The organism is Kitasatospora sp. NPDC127035, from assembly GCF_042726075.1.
Taxonomy (GTDB): domain Bacteria; phylum Actinomycetota; class Actinomycetes; order Streptomycetales; family Streptomycetaceae; genus Kitasatospora.
Genome location: NZ_JBHXDN010000018.1, coordinates 101,225 through 102,566 on the forward strand (window position 1 = coordinate 101,225; position 1,342 = coordinate 102,566).

Annotated in this window: 2 protein-coding genes; both read left to right on the plus strand. The window is 73.7% G+C overall.

What is annotated here, in order from left to right:
- Window positions 1-306 precede the first annotated feature (306 nt).
- Complete coding sequence (locus ACFWIC_RS15485; protein ID WP_380518851.1) at window positions 307-576, plus strand: hypothetical protein; 270 nt, start codon at window positions 307-309, stop codon at window positions 574-576.
- Window positions 577-587: 11 nt separating this feature from the next.
- Window positions 588-962, plus strand: coding sequence for a hypothetical protein (locus ACFWIC_RS15490; RefSeq protein WP_380518854.1), 375 nt, complete (start codon window positions 588-590; stop codon window positions 960-962).
- The last annotated feature ends 380 nt before the right edge of the window (window positions 963-1,342 follow it).

A 1,342-nucleotide genomic window follows, 5' to 3' on the forward strand; every position in this document is an offset into this window, starting at 1 on the left:
GGCGCCGCTCTCCCCCGACCCCTCCCGCGTTCCGGGGCCTCCCTCTATCCCACGCTGCTTGTTTTCGGCCGGTCGGCGTGGGGCCCTGCCCCGGGGCCCGCCCACCACCTTGGGTTCCAGGAGTCGTTGCCACACCCCGGTTCAGGGGATTGCACCGGACTTCGAGATCCGTAAGGACCGGACGGCTCAGGGGCCTGTGAGGCTGAGCCGGGAGCGAGCGGCATGTTCCCGGCTCATGGAGCAGGGCCACAGCAACACCGAGGCCTGCCGGATCGCCGGTATCGGCCAGAGACAGAGGAGGTGGCAGTGGCACAGGTGACGGAGCGAATCGAGCCCACAGCGGTGGTCAAGGCGACACCGTTGTCCCAGCAAGGCGCATCTGGGTTTCACGTGGTCGGCAGGACCCCGATCGAGCCGGGGATGGTCGTCCGGCACACGGACGCGCCCTCGCGGGGCCTGACGGTCACCCGGTACTCCCGAGCCGCCAGCGGCGTGATCTTCGCGCCCGCCCGGGAAGAATTCGCCCGTGTCGCGCTGGAGTGCATGGTGGCCGCACCGAGCAGGACGGGGGCCTGACCATGGGGCGAGTGACGCTTGACGGCACCGACGACCCGACCGAGGAACACGAACCGAAGCCCGGCGGCCGGTCCTACCTCCCGGCCGCGCCCACCGAGCCGCCCCCGGCGGCACCGGCCGGGGTGAAGGTCGGGCCGGTCCCCCGGGGACAGGTCGCCGGCAAGGAGAAGGTGCAGCCGTACATCACCACGGCGGTGGCGGAGGCCGCCCGCAACGCAGTGGTGGCAACGACCCCGTACGAGGGGGGATACCAGTCCCTGAGCGATCTGATCGAAGACGCCATCGTGGAGAAGGTGGCGAAGCTGCAGAGGACGTTCAACGAGGGAAACCCATTCCCCGAGCGGCCCAGAAGGCGGATTCGTACGGGCCGACCTCTGGGCCGGTAGGTCACACCGTTGCCAGAGGGGCGCCCCCGCCGCAGCCCGTCTCGAAGGACTCCTGCGGCCCGGGCGCCCGGCGCCCTGACCGGGACCGCCTCCGGTCGTCGAACCCGGCAGAGCGCCCCGGACCAGGGCGCGTACGAGACGGGGCAGGGGGCCTGGCGTGCCTGGACGTCGAGGGCGGTTCGACCGCCGACGCCGCCCGGCTGATCCTGTGGCCGTGCGGACCGCAGGCCCACCAGCAGTGGAGGCCGGCGTCTCCACCGGGTCACGGACGTCCCCGACACAGTGGTGGGGGGGGCGCGGGGGCGGGCGCGCCGGGGGGGGGGGGCGGGCGGGGGGGGGCGGGCGCCGCCCACGCCGCCGGCGGGCGGCCCCCCCGCGCG